Origin of the sequence: Methanobrevibacter sp. (assembly GCF_045126245.1) — an archaeon.
In the GTDB taxonomy this organism is placed as follows: domain Archaea; phylum Methanobacteriota; class Methanobacteria; order Methanobacteriales; family Methanobacteriaceae; genus Methanocatella.
The window spans coordinates 1-18,251 of sequence record NZ_JBGVOG010000105.1 but is presented as its reverse complement, the minus strand read 5'-3'; the positions used below and the strand labels follow the sequence as shown (position 1 = coordinate 18,251).

Here is an 18,251-nt window from a genome sequence, read left to right as displayed (position 1 = left end):
TATGTTATCGGCAACTTGACTGTTAAAGAGGCTAAGTCAACTCCGGACATTATTGTTGTTGATCAAGGTAACGGCACTATTGTGGTTATAGTTGGTGATAATGCTACTGGTAATGTTACTGTGGAAATTGATGGTAAGAATGTCACTGCTCCTGTTGTTGATGGTGTTGCAATCGTTGATTTAGGTGATGTTGCTCCTGGAACTCATGACATTGAGGTAAATTACTCTGGTGATGATACTCATAATCCTGCTACAGGTAATGGTAGTGTGACTGTTCCTAAGCATGAAACCCCTATAAGCATTGATGTAGAAGACAGCAAAGTTGGAGAGAAATCTACTATCACAGTAAATGTTCCTGATGGTGCAACCGGAAACATAACTCTTTCAATTGATGGAGCTAAATACACTTCAGAAATCAAAGACGGCAAAGCAACATTCGAATTTGATAATCTGACTGCAGGCAATAAGACAATGGTTGCCGAATATTCAGGTGATGATTCATATGTTGGAAACTACACAGTTGCTAATGTGACAGTATCCAAAAACAAATCATTTGTAAATGCTACAATAGATGATATTAATGTTGGAGAAAATGTAACAATAACTGTAAATGTTCCTAAGGATGCAACAGGACAAGTATTAATTGATATTGATGGTGTTGGATACTATGCAAATGTAACTGATGGTGTCGGCACAATTCAAATACCTCGCATGCCTAATGGAACTTATGATGTCTCTTTAACATATCTTGGAGATGACAAATACGAAAGCAGTTCAAACACTTCAAGCTTCGAAGTAAATAAAGTTCCTTCATTTGTAGTTCCAATCGCTGAAGACATTGCTGTTGGTGATGTTGAAGTAATCAAATTAATTGTTCCTGATGATGCAACTGGAACTGTAACAGTCACTATCAATGGAACTGAATATTCAGTTGCTGTAAGTGATGGTGCTGGAATATTGGTTGTTTTAGATTTACCTAAGGGAGAATATGTTGTTGATGTAAGATATGATGGAGATGATAAGTACTTGCCATCTTCAAATTCAACTTCTTTCGTTGTAACCAAACAGAGCACAGATATTGAAGTGATAGATCAAGGCAACGGCACTGTTGTTGTGGTTGTTGGCGATAACGCTACAGGCAATGTGACCATTAAAGTCGGAAATGAAACTTATACCGCTCCAGTTGTTGACGGTGTCGCAGTCGTCAATCTTGAAAATGCAACCCCTGGAAAACATGAGGTTGAGGTAATATACTCAGGTGACGGCAACCATGAAGGTGCGACCACAACCGCTACAGTTGACATTCCAAAATATGATACTCCAATCAGTGTGGAGGTATCTGATATCAAAGTTGGTGAAACTGCAGTTGTTACAGTCAATGTCCCTGAAGGCGCTACCGGAAATATCATAATTGAAATAAACGGTAAGGAATATTCTGCACCTATTTCAAATGGAAAAGCAGTATTCAATGTCTCTGATTTGGCGGCAGGTAACAAAACCGTTGCTGTCAAATATGAAGGTGATGACAGTTATGTATTCAATTCAACCACTGCTCAATTCACAGTGCACAAAAATGAAGCGACTGCAAATGCAACTTCATATAACATTACTGTCGGTAAGGATGAGGTCATTACTGTAGAGGTTCCTAAAGATGCAACCGGTCGCGTATTGGTTGAAATAGATGGAATCGGATACTATGGAAACATTATAAACGGCAAGGCTAAAGTAATCATTCCAGAACTTCCTAGCGGCAAATACACAGCCAAAGTAACTTACGAAGGTGACGACAAATACCTGCCGTTCACTACATACACTTCATTTACAGTGGAGAAATCCAGTGCTCCTACAACCGCTATCGGGGACGTAATTGTCGTTGGAGATGACGCAACTGTTGTTGTCAACGTTCCTGAAGATGCGACAGGTACCATAACTATCATTGTCAATGGTAAAAATTATACTGAAGAGATAACAGACGGAAAGGCTGTAATCAAGATTCCTGATTTGCCTGAAGGTACATTTGATGCCATTGTAATCTACTCTGGAGATAAAAAATACGAAGGAAACACTACTTCAGCCATAATTGTGGTCGAAGGTGATGACACTCCAAGTCCTGATGATAAACAAAATGGCGAAGGAATCAGATTGTCCGATTATCCGACAGGTAATCCGTTATGGGCATTGCTGCTGGTATTGCTTGCTATAGGATCTACAAAAATTAGAAGATTTAAAAAATAAATCTTCACTTTTTTCTTATTTTTTATAGAAATTTAAAAACAATAATCGTTTCATGTAGATGTATGTCTGTTTCATTTCTATTTTATAAATTTAATTTAATTATTTTACATATTGCATTAATTATTTGATATGGGGATAGGCAATAACTGGTTATTTTAATCATTATTTGCATTATATTGATTTGAAATTTGGTGCCATATGGGGTTAAGTAAATCTTTTTATATTATCTAAAATAATATAGTAATAACTCATTAATTTGTGATGAATATGGTTGAGGCAATAATGGTTAATTGGGTATATGTAATCCTTTTATTTATTTTGGGTTTTGTTACATATAAAAGAAAATCTTTGGATATACTTGGTACTGCAATCATGATTATAATGGGTATTGTGATTATTTTTTCAGCAGGTGCCAATTGGCTTTTATTGATTGTGCTGTTTCTTGTAATGTCTCTTATTGCAACAAAGTATTCCAGAAAATACAAAATGTCTTTAGGGGAATTTGAAGGAAGAAGAACATCCAAAAACGTTATCTCAAACGGTGTGGTTGCATGTTTCATGGCTGCATTTGGAGGATATTACATGCCCTTTGTCGGAGGTTTCATTGGAGCGATAGCAACGGCAACTGCAGATACGTTAGCTTCAGAAATTGGGGTATTGGACCAGAATCCTCGTTTGATTACAACATTCCAAAAGGTAGATCCCGGCACTAACGGTGCGGTTTCAGTTTTGGGCACCACCGTAGGGATTGTCGGCGCCGCCATCATTGGTATTGCGGCATGTCTGCTGGGGATAATAAGTGATCCTGTAGCTGCAATTGCGGTATCAATTGTTTCAGGAACTGTGGGATGTTTCATGGACAGTATTCTGGGTGCTCTTTTTGAAAACAGGAACTTGCTGACCAATGAGCATGTCAATTTGATGGCCACAATTGTCGGTGCAATTGTTGGTATATTATTAATTTAAAGCTCAATTTATTTTTTTAAACTCATTTTTAAATAAATTATTTTAACTATTAGCAATAAAATCTATAATAGTATAATTAGGTGATATTTATGAAAGGACTTATTTTAATTATGGATGGTATGGGTGACCGTCCGATTAAAGAATTAGGCAATAAGACTCCTCTCGAAGCGGCTCATACTCCAAATATGGATAAGATGGCCGAAGAGGGAATTACTGGCATTATGGATTCAATAGCTCCGGGAATCATTCCTGGAAGTGACACAGCACACTTGTCCATTTTAGGTTACAATCCTTATGAGGTATACACAGGAAGAGGTCCATTTGAAGCGAATGGTGTCGGTGTGGATGTCCTTGCCGGAGACATCGCATTTCGATGCAACTTCTCAACAGCCGACGAGGATTTGATTGTTACCGACAGGCGTGCCGGCAGAATCAAGGAAGGCACTAAGGAGATAGTGGATGTATTGAATACAATGGTTTTGGAAGATTATCCTGATGTTAAAATTATCTTTAAGGAATCCACAGGCCACAGGGCAGTTTTGGTTTTAAGGGGAGAAGGACTCTCCGATAAGGTAAGTGACGCAGACCCTAAAGTGGAAGGCAATAAACCTAAAGAAGTAAAAGCACTGGATGATACACCAGAAGCCGCAAAAACTGCGGACATTTTAAATAAATTGGTTGTAAAAACTTATGAAATGATTAAAGATCACCCAGTCAACTTAAAAAGAATTGAAGAAGGCAAACCTCCAGCAAACATAGTCATTCCTCGTGGTGCAGGTGAAGTTCCTGTTGTCGAATCATTGAATGAAAAATATGAAGTCAATTCAGCCTGTATTGCCGAAACAGGCCTCATTATGGGAATAGGAAGATTTGCGGGAATGGACATCATTGAAATGGAAGACGTAACAGGAGGAATCGACACAAACCTTGACAATATCCGTGATACAATCATTGACCAGGTCAAAAACTCAGACCATGACTTTTTCCTCATTAACATTGACGGGGCCGATGAAGCCGGCCATGACGGTCAGACAAAGGAGAAAAAGGAATTCATAGAAAAGGTTGATGAGGTTGTCATGAGCGAGTTGATTAAACTTGAAGATGTTTATATTTACCTGACTGCTGACCATTCAACACCGATTTCTGTTATGAATCACTCAGGAGACCCAGTGCCTGTATTGATTAGGGGCCCTGAAGTCAGGGTCGATGATGTTTGTGAATTCTCTGAAAGGGCATGCGCAAAAGGTGGCCTTAACAGAATCAGGGGATCCGACGTAATGAACATTATGATGGATTTAATGAATTATGCCCATAAGTTCGGAGCTTAGGTGGTTATATGGTAGCAAAAAAATTATTTGGAACATCTGGAATCAGAGGTTTGATCGGCTCTGAAGTAACATGCGAACTAGCATTGAATGTTGGAAAATCATTGGCTTACTATTTGGGCAATGAAGGTTGTGTGGTCTTAGGGTATGATACCAGAACAACCAATGAAATGCTCGATCAGGCCATTTGTGCAGGATTGCTTGAAAGCGGGGTTGATGTAATTAAAATCGGAATGGTTCCAACTCCTTTAGTTGGTTATGCTACTGAAAAATTGGATGCTGATGCGGGAATAATGCTGACTGCTTCCCACAATCCGTCCCAATATAATGGAATCAAATTATGGAATAAGAACGGCATGGCATATACCTCAGCTCAGGAAGCCAAAATCGAAGAGATTTATGCGAATAAAGATTATATTTCAGTAACATGGGATAAAGTCGGTAAACTGAATGTTAATGAAGAGATTAAAGGCGAATATATCGATGATTTGGTAAACATGGTTGATATCAAACCCGGCTTGAAAGTGGTTATTGACTGCGCATCCGGTGCCGGAAGCGAAATATCACCTTTAGTATTTAGAAAGGCAGGATGCCAAGTGACTACACTCAACTCCCAGCCTGATGGATTTTTCCCTGGAAGAAACCCGGAACCTAATGCAGAAAACCTGCAGACCTTGATGAAAACTGTTGTGGCCATCGGGGCAGACCTCGGAATAGCTCATGATGGTGATGCAGACAGGATGATTACTGTTGATGAGATGGGTAACGTATCTCCATTCGACTCATTGCTCGCACTGATATCAAAGGAATTCGACGGGGATATCGTAACAACTGTCGATGCCGGATTGTGCATGGACGAATCGGTTAAAGGTGAAGTTTTAAGAACTCCCGTTGGCGATGTCAATGTCGCGGAAGTCATCATTGAAAAGAACGCAAGCTTTGGAGGCGAACCTTCCGGAACATGGCTGCACCCTGATTTCTGCATGTGTCCAGATGGAATACTGTCAGGTTTGAGAATGGCTGAAATAGTTTCAAGAGACGGCAAGTTATCTGACTTGCTTTCCCAAATTCCGTCATATCCGAACATCCGTGAGAAGATAACATGCTCCAAAGAGGCTAAAATTAGAGTAATGGAAAACATGGACGAGCTTCTCACTTCAGCTTTTGATGATATACGTGAAGTCAATTCTATCGATGGTGTAAGGTTGACATTCGAAGATGACAGTTGGGTTTTGGTAAGGCCTTCCGGAACTGAAGATTACGTTAGGATAACTTTGGAGTCCAGAAGCGAGGAAAGGGCGCAATCCATCAAAGATACCTGTGTAAAAATAATTAATGAAAACTTGTAGAAGACTTTCTCTTCTATTATTTATTTTTTTTAAGATTTTAAATAAAAAAAAAGTTCTTTAAAGAATTAGATTAATTCTTCAAAGATTTAAGTTAAATTTTCAAATCCTTTTGTAGCCAATAATTTTGTAAATGATCCTTCAGGTTTCATAAGAATATTTCCTTTTGAATATTCTTCCATTGCTTTTTGTACCATGGTAGTTTTCTTGGTTGGATCTTTGGCTGCTTGGGAAAGTGCTTTGGCCAATTCCATTACAGCATCTCCTCTGGACATGTTTCCCTGAACGTTTTCGTTTCCAGGATAACCGTTATAAGCGTCGTTTTCACGGATAATGTCAGTTGCGCTAATGTTTTTCTCAACGCCATCCACGGTAAGCGGTCTGATTGAATCGATAACGTTATCTAAACCTACATCATATACAACAACTACGGCATCGGCATGCATTCCTGTATTTGCCTCTACGATTTCTTTTGCATATTCCATACCTTGGTCTGCTCCATCCCAAAGACAATCGTGCATATACATCTTTCCGCTAAGCCCTCCTGGAGCCGGCTGTGTAGGGTGGGTCATTCCTCCAGGATATATTGGGGTGTAATTTTTCAATGATCCGTTTTCTAAATGAACCATGAATGCCATATCCACTGACCCATTCGGCTGTTCGGTTTTATCAGAAGCTAATACTAGAATATTTTTACTTTCCATTGTTAAATCTGGAGTCATGAACAATGCCCCATATATAACAAGCAATAATCCTAAAAGAATTACAAGTAATATTCCTATTATTAGTTTTTTTGTTCTATTCATTGTGGACAAACCTACTATTTTTAAGTAAAATTTAATTGTTAAAAGAATTTTTTTAAAAAAGTGAAACTAAGTGTTTCTGTAATTTATTTATACATTTTACTATTTAAATATTTTTGACAATTCACCAAATTTTTTTTCAAAAAACGAAAAAAATTGTTTTATTTTCTAAAAAAAAGATTTGAAGAAGATGAATTTATTCATCTTCTGCAATAAATGCATCTACTCCAAGAGCAGCGCATTCTGGGCAAACCCAGTCATCAGGCATGTCTGCAGGAGTTTTTCCGGCAGGAATGTTGTATGCAGGGTCACCTTTTTCTGAGTCAAAGCGATATTCGCAGTGAAGACATACATATACAGTCATTTCAATAATCTCCTTTAATTTTCACTACTGTAAAATTATATTGCAGTAGCTAATATGGTACTTATTATATTTCATCTAATATTTATAATTGGTTATTTTTTTAGGAAAGTTAATTAATAAGTAATGAGTTACATATATCATTATAATATAACAATTTAAGGGGATAATATAAATGAAGGCAATAATTTTAAGCGCCGGTGAAGGGTCAAGAATGAGGCCATTAACACTTACTAAGCCTAAGACCATGTTGCCGGTTGCTGGAAAGCCGATTATTCAATATAACATCGAATCATTAAGGGATAACGGAATAACTGACATTTTATTAATTGTCCGTTATAAGGAAGAGATGGTCCGCGACTATTTCGGTGACGGCAGTGATTTCGGCGTAAACATAACCTATAAAACTCAAAAGGATTTCCTCGGAACTGCAAATGCGATTTCATATGGTGAGGATTTCATTGAGGACAGTCTGATTGTTCTGAATGGGGATATCATTTTAGACAATGAAATCATCAATGAAATCATTAAAAAGTATAATTATTTGGTTCCTGACACATTGATGGTTCTAACTGAAGTGGAAGATCCTTCAGCTTTTGGTGTTGTTGAAATAGAAGATGGAAACATTAAAAAAATCGTGGAAAAACCTAAAAAGGAAGAGGCTCCAAGCAATTTGGTAAACACTGGTATTTATATTTTCAATAAGGATATCTTTGATAAAATTGCAAAGACAGGATTGTCCGAACGTGGAGAATATGAAATTACTGATTCAGTTTCCATGCAAATCGAGGACGGCAAAAAGGTAATCGGCCACAAAACCACAAAAGATTGGATTGATGTGGGTAGGCCTTGGGAATTGATAGAGGTCAATGAGGAATTAATCGGCCAGCTCAAAACAGAGATTAAGGGGACCATTGAAGAGGGTGCCCACATTCATGGAGAAATCTTCTTGGATGAGGGAAGCATCATTAGGGCAGGAGTATACATTGAAGGCAATGTCTACATAGGTAAAAACTGCGATATAGGTCCCAACTCATATATCAGAGGCAATTCCTACTTCGGGGACCATGTTCATGTCGGTAATGCTGTGGAGATTAAGAACTCCATTATCATGGAAAATACAAATGTAAGTCACTTGAGTTATGTCGGGGACTCTGTCATAGGTTCCAACTGCAATATAGCCGCAGGAACCAACATTGCAAACCTGCGTTTCGACAACAGGTCTGTTAAAACCAAAATCAAAAATCAGATGATAGATAGCGGAAGGCGTAAGCTCGGTTCCATTATTGGGGATTCAGTAAAAACCGGTATCAACTCCAGTTTCTCTCCGGGCGTAAAGGTAGGTTATAATTCCACTATCGGTTCAGGGGTTTTGTTGTATGATGATGTACCCTCCGATACACGTGTATTGGTAAAACAAAATCATATCATTCAAGACAAAAATAAAAAGAAATAAGAATGGCGATATTATGGAAAATAAAAAAGACTCTGTTATAATATGCCCTGGCGCACAAGTGTTTGGAGATGTGGAATTGGGAGAAAATGTCTCAGTATGGCATGGAGCCATCATTAGGGGAGACACAGACTCAATCACCATAGGTGACAATTCCAATGTTCAGGACAATTGTGTTGTTCACTGCACCCGTGGTTTTCCGGTTGAAATAGGTAAAAACGTATCCGTAGGCCATGGTGCGGTTGTTCATGGATGCAAATTAGATGATAATGTTTTAATAGGAATGAACGCGACAGTTTTAAACGGTGCCCATATAGGTAAAAATTCAATTGTCGGTGCGGGGGCTGTCGTAAGTGAAGGAAAGGAATTTCCCGAAGGCAGTTTAATATTGGGCGTCCCGGCCAAAGCAGTCAAGGAAGTTAGTGAAGAGCAAATCAACCTAATTCAAAATAATGCCGACAATTATGTGAAACTTTCCAAACAGTATAAGGAAGACTAAATTATGAAACCGAGACAGATTGTAGATGAAATGGATTCTTATGTTCCTGGAAGATCACAGGATGAAATTGCACAGGAATTCAACTTGAATAAGGACGATATTATTAAATTGGGATCCAATGAAAACCCATGGGGTCCTTCTCCAAAGGCTATGGAAGCCATTAAACAGGAAATAAAATCAATAAACAGATATCCTGAATCCCAACTAAAGGAATTGGTAGGCGAAATAGCTGAATATAGTGGCGTTGAGGACAGTCAGGTAATCATAGGCGGAGACGGGGCTGATGAAATCATTGATGTTTTGGCAAAAACATTCATTGATGAGGGGGATGAATTCATTGTTCCTTTGCCGTCCTATATGTATTATGAATATCTCCTCCAGCAATATGGAGCCCGTCCGGTTTATGCAAGATGGGATTTGGACAAAAACGAATTGGACACAGATTCAATTTTTGATGCGATCAACGACAAGACCAAAATGATTTTCCTCTGCAGTCCGAACAATCCTACCGGAACCCTGATTGATAAGGAAGTTTTGGCAGATATTGCCCGCAAAAACCCTGAAATATTGATTGTCATTGATGAAGCTTATTTTGAGTATTCTGAAGTTACAAATAAGGATTTAATCAATGAATTCGGCAATGTCTTTATTATCCGTACAATGTCCAAGGTGTTAGGTCTTGCAGGGATGAGAATCGGTTACGGTTTGGCATGCAGCGAAATCATTGAATATATGCATAGAATCAAGCCGGTATTTTCACTTACCCGTTTGTCTTTTGCTGCTGCACTCAATACGTTCAGGGATAAGGACTATATTGCCGAGTCAATAGAAAAGGGAATTGAATCAAGAGAATATTTATATGAGGAGCTATCAAAAATAGATTCTCTTAATGTATTTCCATCAAAATCAAATTTCATGTTAATCAATGTTAAGGACACAGGTTTTACAGCATCACAGCTGGCTTTGGAGCTTATGAAACGCGGAATAATCGTAAGGGATTGCACTTCCTTTAAGGGTTTGGATGAATACTGGATTAGAATCAGTATCTGCACCATTGAAGAGGATAAAAAATTCATTGAGATTATAAAAGAGGTTTTAAACTGATGTATATTGGAGGAACTGTAATATCTTCTGTTGAATTTCATGGAAATATGTCTTTGGTCATTTTCATGTCAAAATGTCCGCTGGCCTGCAGATATTGCCATAATGTTGAACTGTTGGAAGATGATACGGAATGGTCCTTCGAGAAAGTCAAATCAGAAATCGATTCTTCAGCCGATTTTTTGGATGCAATCGTAATATCCGGAGGCGAACCATTGGTTCAAACGGATGCCGTAATTGATATATTGAAATATGTTAGGGAAATTGGCCTTAAAACCAAATTGGATACCAGCGGCATTTACCCTGATAAAATAAAGCAGCTATTGGATTTGAAACTTCTTGACTTTGTTTCGCTCGATGTCAAAACAACTTTTCAGGATTACAGAAAGATCACAGGTTCTGATGTGGGGATAAAGGTTAAGCAATCCATGGAACTGATTGCCGATGACCCGGAGGTTCACTTGGAAGCCAGAACAACCTATGTTCCGACATTGCACACCAAAGATGATATGATAAATTTGATTAAAGAGATTAAAGCTGATATCTATACTGTCCAACAGTTTAGGAATAAGAATGTATTGGACCCCGCTTTGGAAAAGGTGGAGGTTCCCAATCCTCATGATTTGAGGGATTTGGCAGAAGAGCTCAAACCTTACTTTGATGGCCAAATCAAAGTGAAGAGTGCAGAATTTGGAGAGCAGGTAATTTAATTTGAGTGGTGTATTCAAATGCCAATTTTATCTTTTTCAAGTAATGATATTGATGTGATTACAGGTAAAAAAACCAGAACTATCCGTAAGTTATGGAAGACCCCTCTAAAGAAAGGCGACAGGCTATACTGTTACTGGAACCTGGTTTCTAAAGAAAAAATGAAAATTTTTGAAGCCATTGTCACCGATGTTGAAAATATCCTTTTCAGCGAAATTGAAGATAATGATGAACTGGCCGTTCAGGAAGGTTTTAAAGACTCAAAAGACATGTTGAGAGAATTCAAAAAAATGTACGGCGGTAGGGTAGACAGTTCAGATGAGTTTCAAATAATCTATTTTGAAAAATTGGACATTGAGGACTGGAAAGGCGACAAGATAGATGAAAAGGCCATGATCATGAAAAGGGCGGATATCCTATTTGACAGCGGCAAGTTCGACAAGTCCACAATGTGTTATGATGCGGCTTTGAAGCTTGACCCGAATGATGTTTATCTGCTCAATAAGCAGGGGGACAATCTTTCAAGGCTGGGCAGATTCATCGATGCGATAGAATGTTATGACAAGGCATTGGAAATAGAACCGGACAATGAATACATTTTAAACAATAAGGCCATTGCACTTCTAAACTCAGGAAACATCAATGAAGCTTATAAGGCAAGTACTATCGCTTACAATTATAGGCCAAGCAGTCCGATTGTTCTTTATTGGAGAGGATTTATTTTAGAAATGCTGGGTCGATATGACCAGGCTTTAAGGGTTTATGATAAGCTGATTGTTATTGATGGGGAAAACCCGGAGGTTTGGAATTCCAGAGGCAACCTGTTGACTGATATGGGCAGATTGGAAGAGGCAATTGAATCTTTCAACAAGGCGATTGAAGTTTGTTTGGATGATTCTGAAATGGATGCTTCAGCCATCAATAGAATGGGCAATGCTTTCATTGATTTGGGCAAATTTGACGATGCTTTGGAGTGTTTTAATAAGGCAATTGCAATTGAAGAGAATAATATCGATTTTTTACTGAACAAAGGTGTTGTCTTAATGGAATTGGGCAAATTTGAAGAGGCTGTTGATAGTTTCAATAAGGTATTGCTTAGAAATCCTGATAATGAGGATGCATTTTTCTTAAAAGAGGAATGTTTGGAAAACTTTTAGATATTTTTATTTTTGAGTGTATCTGTAGCGGACATACAATTGATGATATTTCATGGCGCTTGTTAATTTTAAAAAGTCCTTTCATTAAAATTAGTTTTTAGATAAAATGGTGCTTTTGGTTGATTGTATTTTTAATTTAATTAAAGGTAAAGGTGATGGGGTTTGAGGATTAGATTATTTCCTGTATTTCTTGATTAAATCTATTCCCCATTCTGTCATTTCGTCAGCTTTTTGTTGTGAGTCGGACTCGGCAAAGCATCTGAATATAGGTTCTGTTCCGGATGGTCTGATGATTACCCAGCCATCTTCTTTCAGGATTTTAACGCCGTCTGTAAGGTCTAGTTCAAAGTCGGTTGTTGTTTTAATTTCTTCTGCAATGCTTGTCATGACGAATTCCTTTTCGTCATCAGGACATTCGATTTTCATTTTGCTTGCATAGTAGACAGGAAGTTCTGAGACCAATTCTGATAATGCTTTTTTCTCTTTAGCTATTATCTCCAATATTTTGGCCACAGTCATCACAGCATCCCTTCCGTAAACGAAATCAGGGAAAATCAAACCGCCGTTTTCTTCTCCGCCAAATAAACCGTTTTCATCCTTGAGTTTACGTGCCACAAGCAAATCCCCAACTGCAGTTGCTATTACTTCGCCGTTGTATTCGTCGGCGATGTCATAAATGGCCTGGGAAGTTGCTACGGTAGTGACGATTATTCCGCCATCATTTTCCTTAAGCATCTGCTTTTCAACAAGTGTGAAGGTTTTATCTCCCAAAACGAAGTTTCCTTTCTCATCAATGCAGATTGTTCTGTCCGCATCCCCGTCATGTGCAAGACCAATGTCTGCGTTAAGCTCTTTTACAACGCTGATTAACTCCTGTAAGTTTTCTTCAATAGGTTCCGGGTCACGGCCAGGGAAAAATCCGTCAGCCTGACAGTTTAGGGTTGTCACATCACAGCCAAGTTTTCTAATCAGATATGGTGCGGTATATGATCCGGCACCGGAACCGCAATCGACAACAACTTTCAAATCAGCGTTTTTGATTGCTTCGACATCCACTTTGGAGATGGCTTCGTCAATGTATTCGTCAATAATCTTATCGTTATGGTATAGTTGCCCAATTTCAGACCAATGAGCTCTTTTAGGCTCGCCGTCAAAGTATAATTTTTCAATTGCAAGGTCCATTTCATCAGGAATTCCAATTCCGTCTTCATCCAAAAATTTGAGTCCATTGTATTTTGGAGGGTTATGTGAAGCAGTAATCATCACTCCTCCGTCATAATATTTGCGAACCGCATATTGGACAGCGGGTGTTGGAAGGATTCCCAAATCCACCACATCGCATCCTGATGATAAAAGTCCGGCTTTTACGGCTTCCATTAACATTGGGGAAGAAGTTCTGGTATCTCCGCCGACAGCGACGGTTCCTTGAATTTGAGTTCCGTAACATGCAGCGAGTCTTGATGCAAATTCGGGAGTTAAGACATCATTTGCAGTTCTTCTAACTCCAAATGTTCCAAATAATCGTTTCTTATCAGACATTTTACTAAATCCTATAAAGTTTATTCATAATTATTTTGGATTTCAATTAATAAATAGCTATTTATTATCCGATTATTTTCAGACTGTCTCCGGATGACAATATCAGTTCCAGCTGAGAGTTGTATTCGGTTATTTTTCCGACGACTTCAACCCGTTTATCCTTAAATTCGGTGATGTCAAAACTTTTCGATTGAATTTCGGATGCCTGGCTTTCAAAAATAATCATAGGCATTTGGCCGGTTCCGTCATTAATGGTTAAAAAATAGCTGCTTTTGGAGCCTGATTGTGAAACATCCTGAATGACACAGTCAATTTTGACTTCCTCATCAATCATGCCCCTCGTGATGTCCTTAATGTCAACCTCCTTCACTTCAATTGATGGGGTAAATGCAATCAGCCCTATAATTCCAACAAGGGATGTTATTAAAGCCATTCTTAATAGTTTATCATCTGTAATTTTCATGGATTTCTATTAAACCTTTAAGCTTAATATATCCGATAGGATTTCACCCTGTAAAATTTATCTATTATTAGAAATATAATATCTGTATGTTTGATAATTTAACTAAAACAGAATTATATGCTACTTTAACAGGCATTTTTACTGCATGTTTGATTGTTTCAAATATCATTGCAGGAAAAACGTTTGATTTTTATTCATTTACGTTACCTTGCGGGGTGGTAATATTTCCTATAATCTACATAGTCAATGATGTATTGGCGGAAGTGTATGGTTATCAGAAGGCAAGAAACGTAATTCTGCTTGGTTTTTTCATGAATCTGGTTGCGGTAATATGTTATAATATTACGATTTGGTTGCCGGCTCCCGCATTTTTTGAAAATTCGCAGGCTTTCAGCATCGTATTGGGAAGCACTTTCAGATTGCTTCTGGCCAGCTTTGCAGCATATCTGTGCGGTTCTCTTGTAAATGCAAAACTGATGGTTTATTTAAAATCAAAATCAGAAGACAAATTATTTTTAAGGTGCATTGTTTCAACACTTGCCGGTGAGGGTTTGGATGCTGTTGTATTCATTTTCATAGGTTTTATCGGAACCATGCCATTCGAGGCTTTGATTTTGATGATCATCGCTCAGGCATTATTTAAAACAATCTATGAGATTATCGTTTATCCGGTTACAAGATATGTGATTGGCCATGTAAAGGCATTGCCGTAAATAAGAAATTGATTAATTTCCGGTATTGTACATGGAAATCAGTCTCTCGACGGTATCCGCATCCATAGGGCTTTTGTCTTTTCTGATATTTTTGACGACAGGGAATCTCAGTGAATAGCCGGTTTCATATTCGGGGGATTCGACGATTTCTGAAAATGCAATTTCCAAAACGATTTTAGGTTCCACCTTTATTTCTCTTCCCTTTGTTGAGATTTCAAGTTCCTTCATTTTCCCGGTGAGATATTCAAGGGTTGCATCGTCAAGTCCTGTTGCGGCATAGGCAACAGTTTTGAAGTCGTCGTTTTCATCTCTTAGGGCCACAAGGTATGATCCCACAAAGTCCCCTCTCTTTCCGATTCCGTAGGTGCCGCCTACAATAACCATGTCCAGAGTTTCAGGTTCTGCCTTGTACTTGAGCATCTTTTTGCCTCTCAAACCTGGAATGTAGGGTTCTTTGGAATCCTTAATCATTATTCCTTCATGACCGCCTTCAATGGAGCTTTCAAATAGCTCCTGAAGTTCATCAATGTTGTCAGGTGTTCCGACTTTCATTGTACTCAAGTTCATTTCATCCACTGAAGTGTCCACAATCTCTTCTAATTTTGCCCTTCTGATTTTTAGGGGTTCATCAATCATCGGAACCTTATAATAAAGCACATCGAATAAATATAATTTTAAAGGAACATTTTCCATTGCTTCCTCAACATTGTATTTCCTTCTCACCCTATGCAGGATATTCTGGAAAGGCAATGGCTTGCCGTCTTTTGTAGCTATTACCTCGCCTTCCACAATGTAGTCCTCATGAGGCAGGTGTTCTTTGAACAGTTCTACAATTTCGGGAAGTGCATGAGTAATGTTTTCGAGTCTGCGTGTAAATATATTAATTTCTGAGCCGTTCCTATGGACCTGAAGTCGGATTCCATCATATTTTGTCTCACAAATCGCTTCACCCATTTCAGGGATAATTTCTTCCAAAGGCGGTGCAAGCTGTGCGAGCATTGGTTTAACGGGTGTTCCTGGGGTCAAATTAAGCTTTTCGAGACCTTCGGCACCTTGCTCTTTTGCAGTTCTTGCAACGACTGAGAAGTCATTGGTAAGCATCTGGGCCCTTTCGACAACTTTCTTGTCAATGTCAAAAGCCTGTGCTATCGCATCCCTTACGACGCCGTCTCCGACACCTATTCTCAATTCTTCAGTAATTGTACGTGTCAGATATTTGGCTTCAGTGGCGCTGGCCTGGCTTAACAATTCTAAAATGACTGCAATCTTACGATTGGTGGACCTTGAACCGCTTATCTGTGATAATTTGCGCAAGCTGTTGAAAACAAAATCAATTGTTAAAGGTTGGGAGAAAAATGTCATCTGGGATTTTTTTGCATACAGTTTGATGCATGCAAGGCCGATGTCCCCTTCGTCACGGACTGCATCTTCAACGGCAGCCTGTGTGGTTCCCACAGCTTCGGCAACTGCCCTTTCAACAAGTTTTCCGCCGATTCCAATTTCTTCAGAACTCCATGCCGGAAACACTACGCCCAATATCAATAAACCTACTTTTTCAATGGTTTCAGAATCTAATTTTTTTAGGTATTCTGCGATTATTTCAGTCTTTTCCAGTCTTTTTGTAGTTGCCTCTAAGGCAGAGTAGACATCCACCAATTCCTGATATTTCATTAGAAATCCCCTTTAGCTATTTTAACGGCACAGTATTCTCCGCACATTGCGCACATTTCATCATCGTCCAGTTCGCATTTGTCCCTGTATTTCCTAGGTTTGGATTTGTCCAGAGCCAAGTCGAATTGGGCATCCCAGTCAAATTCCTTTCTTGCCTTTGCCATTGCGCGTTCCCTTTGCCATGCAGAGTCAAGACCCCTTGCGACATCGGCGGCCTCGGCAGCTATTTTGGATGCGATGACTCCCTCTTTTACATCTTCCAGACTTGGCAGGGATAGATGCTCTGCAGGAGTTACATAACACAGGAAGTTTGCTCCGGCGCTGGCAGCTATTGCTCCTCCGATGGCTCCTGTAATGTGGTCGTAACCCGGTGCAATATCGGTCACGAGCGGACCCAATACGTAAAATGGAGCGCCGTGACAGATTGTCTTTTGGATTTCCATATTTGCTTTAATCTGATTCAGCGGCATGTGTCCCGGACCTTCCACCATTACCTGGACATTCGCATCCTGAGCTCTTTTAACGAGTGTACCCAGGTTTACCAGTTCCTGAATTTGAGGGATATCGCTTGCGTCTGACAGGCAGCCGGGCCTTAGGCCGTCACCTAAGGACAATGTTATGTCATATTCATAGGATAGCTCTAAAAGGTAATCGTAGTTTTCATATAATGGGTTTTCCTGTTCGTTATGATTTATCCAGGAAGCCATGAATGTTCCCCCGCGGCTTACAATTCCCATCATCCTGTTGGCATCCTTCAGCTTTTGAACCAAATCCTTTGTAATTCCGCAGTGGAGTGTCATGAAGTCCACGCCCTCTTTTGCCTGATTTTCAATGGCCTTAAAGATATCATCAGGGTCCATGTCGATGATTTCCCTGCCTTTAGCCAGTGTCACAACGCCGGCTTCATAAATCGGAACGGTTCCAATGCATATGTCAACCGCATCCATAATCTTTTGTCTGAACAGCTTCAAATCGGATCCTGTTGAGAGGTCCATCAGCGCATCAGCACCATATTCCTGGGCCAGTTTCGCTTTATTGATTTCCAAATCGATGTCATCGATTTTTGATGAAGAACCGATGTTTGCATTGATTTTGGTTTTCAGGCCTTCTCCAATACCGCAGGGTTTTGAGTGTCCGTTGACGTTTTTCGGAATCACTACTGATCCCTTATCAATCAATTTAGCTAGTTTATTAACATCTATATTTTCATATTCTGCAACATATTCCATTTCAGGTGTGATGTTGCCCTTTTGAGCTTCACTTTTTTGAGTCAAATTTATCCCTCATGTTGACTAATCACTAATGATTATATATTTTCAACTATATAGAATTAATCAAATTCTATTTTAGAGGGTGTTTTTTATTAAGGTAATATTTTTTGATACTGAAACCAGCGGTTTGGATTTCAGAGGCAATAAGATAATTGAGCTTGCAATGTTTACAGTCTGTGACGGTGAAGTTGTAGACACATATGATGAGTTTATTGATATCGGAGAACCGATTCCACCCAATATCATTGAAATGACTGGTATTACCAATAAAATGTTGAGGGAAGAAGGAATCGATGAAAAGACTGTCGCATGTGATTTGAAAAAAAGGCTTACTCCCGGAACATTGATGGTTGCCCATAATTGTCAGTTTGATTTGTTGTTTGTTTATGCATTGCTGAAACGCCATTTTCCTCTTGAAGCGGACGATATTGTTAAAAATGTTGACTGGTTGGATACGGTGACTGTTTTAAAGGACAGAAAAAAATATCCTCATAAATTGATTGATGCCGTTGAGCATTATAATATTGAAAAAGTCAACTTCCACAGAGCTATTGATGATACAAGAGCCCTGTATTATGTGGCATTAGCCATGAAAAGAGAACGTGATGACTTAAAGGAATACATCAACATTTTTGGATAC

17 protein-coding genes are annotated in these 18,251 nt (G+C 38.9%); 11 read left to right on the top strand and 6 right to left on the bottom strand.

Translation table 11 applies throughout. The features are described 5' to 3' along the window. From ACJMLZ_RS07735 to glmM (ACJMLZ_RS07720), 4 genes are all read left to right on the top strand, one after another. Window positions 1-2,235 (top strand): Ig-like domain repeat protein (locus ACJMLZ_RS07735; RefSeq protein WP_405305051.1); only part of this gene is annotated, 2,235 nt, incomplete at its 5' end. A 267-nt stretch (window positions 2,236-2,502) separates the two neighbouring features. Next, entirely contained in the window at window positions 2,503-3,201 is a 699-nt protein-coding gene (locus tag ACJMLZ_RS07730; RefSeq protein WP_405305050.1) for a TIGR00297 family protein, read from the top strand. 89 nt (window positions 3,202-3,290) lie between these two features. Next, the gene (locus ACJMLZ_RS07725) at window positions 3,291-4,529 is read left to right on the top strand and encodes a 2,3-bisphosphoglycerate-independent phosphoglycerate mutase (RefSeq protein ID WP_405305049.1); all 1,239 of its coding nucleotides are present in this window, start codon (window positions 3,291-3,293) and stop codon (window positions 4,527-4,529) included. A gap of 8 nt (window positions 4,530-4,537) precedes the next feature. Further along, window positions 4,538-5,875, top strand: coding sequence for a phosphoglucosamine mutase (glmM, locus tag ACJMLZ_RS07720; protein ID WP_405305047.1), 1,338 nt, complete (start codon window positions 4,538-4,540; stop codon window positions 5,873-5,875). 86 nt (window positions 5,876-5,961) lie between these two features. Here glmM (ACJMLZ_RS07720) and ACJMLZ_RS07715 read toward each other — a convergent pair whose 3' ends face one another. Continuing rightward, entirely contained in the window at window positions 5,962-6,678 is a 717-nt protein-coding gene (locus ACJMLZ_RS07715) for a DUF4012 domain-containing protein (protein WP_405305046.1), read from the bottom strand. A 193-nt stretch (window positions 6,679-6,871) separates the two neighbouring features. Beyond that, a complete protein-coding gene (locus ACJMLZ_RS07710; RefSeq protein WP_405305045.1) occupies window positions 6,872-7,039 on the bottom strand; it encodes a rubredoxin in 168 nt (55 codons plus the stop codon). A gap of 172 nt (window positions 7,040-7,211) precedes the next feature. On the opposite strand from ACJMLZ_RS07710, the gene glmU reads away from it, so the two are divergent. From glmU to ACJMLZ_RS07685, 5 genes are read left to right on the top strand one after another with little or no spacing between them, the layout of a single operon-like run. Beyond that, window positions 7,212-8,492 (top strand): bifunctional sugar-1-phosphate nucleotidylyltransferase/acetyltransferase, encoded by a 1,281-nt coding sequence (gene glmU / locus ACJMLZ_RS07705; protein ID WP_405305044.1) that lies wholly within the window; start codon window positions 7,212-7,214, stop codon window positions 8,490-8,492. A gap of 13 nt (window positions 8,493-8,505) precedes the next feature. Beyond that, window positions 8,506-8,988 carry a gamma carbonic anhydrase family protein gene (locus ACJMLZ_RS07700; protein WP_405305042.1) on the top strand — a complete coding sequence of 161 codons (483 nt, stop codon included), beginning with the start codon at window positions 8,506-8,508 and terminating at the stop codon, window positions 8,986-8,988. Between the two features lie 3 nt (window positions 8,989-8,991). After that, window positions 8,992-10,092: a histidinol-phosphate transaminase gene (gene hisC / locus ACJMLZ_RS07695; RefSeq protein WP_405305041.1), complete on the top strand. Its 1,101-nt coding sequence runs from the start codon at window positions 8,992-8,994 to the stop codon at window positions 10,090-10,092. Continuing rightward, window positions 10,092-10,799, top strand: coding sequence for an anaerobic ribonucleoside-triphosphate reductase activating protein (locus ACJMLZ_RS07690; RefSeq protein ID WP_405305040.1), 708 nt, complete (start codon window positions 10,092-10,094; stop codon window positions 10,797-10,799). The genes hisC and ACJMLZ_RS07690 overlap by 1 nt, the downstream gene beginning before the upstream one ends. An 18-nt stretch (window positions 10,800-10,817) precedes the next feature. Continuing rightward, on the top strand, window positions 10,818-11,954 hold the full coding sequence (locus ACJMLZ_RS07685; protein ID WP_405305038.1) for a tetratricopeptide repeat protein: 1,137 nt from the start codon (window positions 10,818-10,820) through the stop codon (window positions 11,952-11,954). Window positions 11,955-12,128: 174 nt separating this feature from the next. Here the strand turns inward: ACJMLZ_RS07685 and glmM (ACJMLZ_RS07680) are convergent, their stop codons facing one another. Both glmM (ACJMLZ_RS07680) and ACJMLZ_RS07675 read right to left on the bottom strand, forming a co-directional pair. Next, on the bottom strand, window positions 12,129-13,493 hold the full coding sequence (glmM, locus tag ACJMLZ_RS07680) for a phosphoglucosamine mutase (protein WP_405305037.1): 1,365 nt from the start codon (window positions 13,491-13,493) through the stop codon (window positions 12,129-12,131). A 64-nt stretch (window positions 13,494-13,557) separates the two neighbouring features. Further along, on the bottom strand, window positions 13,558-13,956 hold the full coding sequence (locus ACJMLZ_RS07675) for an RNA-binding protein (protein ID WP_405305036.1): 399 nt from the start codon (window positions 13,954-13,956) through the stop codon (window positions 13,558-13,560). Window positions 13,957-14,042: 86 nt separating this feature from the next. Here ACJMLZ_RS07675 and ACJMLZ_RS07670 point away from each other — a divergent pair, with 86 nt between their 5' ends. After that, on the top strand, window positions 14,043-14,669 hold the full coding sequence (locus ACJMLZ_RS07670) for a queuosine precursor transporter (RefSeq protein ID WP_405305035.1): 627 nt from the start codon (window positions 14,043-14,045) through the stop codon (window positions 14,667-14,669). A 12-nt stretch (window positions 14,670-14,681) separates the two neighbouring features. Here ACJMLZ_RS07670 and ACJMLZ_RS07665 read toward each other — a convergent pair whose 3' ends face one another. Beyond that, the gene (locus ACJMLZ_RS07665; RefSeq protein WP_405305034.1) at window positions 14,682-16,340 is read right to left on the bottom strand and encodes an ATP-dependent DNA ligase; all 1,659 of its coding nucleotides are present in this window, start codon (window positions 16,338-16,340) and stop codon (window positions 14,682-14,684) included. Beyond that, window positions 16,340-17,614 carry a phosphomethylpyrimidine synthase gene (gene thiC / locus ACJMLZ_RS07660; protein ID WP_405305033.1) on the bottom strand — a complete coding sequence of 425 codons (1,275 nt, stop codon included), beginning with the start codon at window positions 17,612-17,614 and terminating at the stop codon, window positions 16,340-16,342. The genes ACJMLZ_RS07665 and thiC overlap by 1 nt, the downstream gene beginning before the upstream one ends. Window positions 17,615-17,693: 79 nt before the next feature. Between thiC and ACJMLZ_RS07655 the strand changes: the two genes are divergently transcribed. Continuing rightward, on the top strand, window positions 17,694-18,251 hold a 558-nt coding region (locus tag ACJMLZ_RS07655; protein WP_405305032.1), incomplete at its 3' end, for a PolC-type DNA polymerase III.